General features: G+C 68.3%; 1 protein-coding gene. It reads left to right on the top strand.

All coding sequences use genetic code 11. The features are described from left to right. Window positions 1-55 precede the first annotated feature (55 nt). Window positions 56-1,522 (top strand): DUF4055 domain-containing protein (locus tag ACXMDM_RS14355; RefSeq protein WP_499570572.1); only part of this gene is annotated, 1,467 nt, incomplete at its 3' end.

Below are 1,522 nucleotides of genomic sequence, written 5' to 3'. Positions count from 1 at the left end.
AAGAAGGGAGCAGGCAGGCCCCCTCCTGGCAATAGTCCAAAGCAGCACCAAGCCCTTGGCCTCCAGGAGTCGCAGCCGATCCCGCAACAAGTGGCTGCCGCTCTCTCCAACCGAGCAGCAGGCCCGCGCTGCCTCCAAAGGCACTCCGCTGCTGCAGCCCTGGCGGGAGCATCCCTCCTTGGTGGCCGTGCGTGATCGGCTTCAGCTCGCCTACGACTGCTGGAACCTGCTGCAGTCACCGGAAGGCGCCTGCCGCCGCAGCGTCTACCTGCCCCAAGGCCACAAGGAGCCTTCTCTCTCCTACGGCAGCCGCATCGAAGCGGCCCGGCCGACCGGCTTCTTCCGCGATGCCCTGCGCACCTATGCCGGCATGCTCTCCTTCCTTCACCCCCGCGCCCTGCCGAGCAGCCTGCTCCGCGTGCTCGGTGATGTCGATGGCCACGGCACCGACCTGTCGGTGTTCCTGTTCGTTGCCGATCTGCTCGTGCTGCGCGATGGCGGCTGTCTGTTGATGGTGCTGCCGCCCGAGCACCGCTGGCCCTCCGAGGGGCATCGCCTCGATGCCATCGCCGCTGGAGATCGCGCTTCCCTGCCCCGGCTGCTGCTCGTGCCGCGTACGGACCTGCTGGACTGGGCACAGCCGAATCCCCAGGCGGCACCCCACGGCCTCTGGTGGCGCCAGGACCGCCGCCGGCCTGTGACGCCGCGGCAGCACGGTGCCATCCCTGTTCACTTCATCGGCCCTGACGGCAATCAGCTGCAGTCCGCTCAGCTTTCCGACTGGACCTATCACCGCCTGCTGCTCACCCCTGATGGCCTCAGCCAGGCCGCCTTCGCCGCGGTGCCCAGCCCCCGTGAACCCGCTGGTTTCAGGGCCCAGCCCCTTGGCACCGCCTTGCTCAGCCCCAGGCTGCATCAGCTTCCTGCGGTCTGGTACGCGGCCGATGGTGCGTCCTTCGGCCATGGCGATCTGCCGCACCTGGGTCTGGCGCACCAATACCTCACCCACTACCGCCTCAAGAGCGAGTACGAGGATCTGTTGTCGCGCTGCGCCCTGCCGGTGGCCGTGCGCAGCGGCCTGGTCGATCAGTTCGGCAACGTGCCTGATGCCGATGGCGATGAGCGCCCCGCCGAACCGCTGGTGCTCTCGACCAACACCTTCATGGACCTGCCTGCCGGCGCGGACTTCGAGTGGAAGGAGATCCGCGCCCGCTCCCTGGCCGAGCACCGCGCTTACCTGCAGATGCTGGATCAGAACATGCGCCGCGATGCGCTCGTGCCCGCCGAGAACATGGGCGCCGGCCGCAGTGAACAGGAGATCAGCCTCACCGCCGGGCAATCCTTTGCGCTCCTGCAGTCGCTGGCCACGCACAAGACCTCGGTGTTCTCCACCCTGCTGGGCCACTGGTGCGCTCTCACCGGTGATCCGCTGGAGGCAGGAGCCGGGGTGTCGCTGACCGTGACGCCGCTCACCCCGCCAGCTCGGCCCCTGCCCTCAGTTGGTGAATGGCTCACCCTGCAT

The sequence above is a fragment of the Synechococcus sp. CS-603 genome, assembly GCF_977929215.1.
This window is presented reverse-complemented; position numbering and strand designations above follow the sequence as displayed.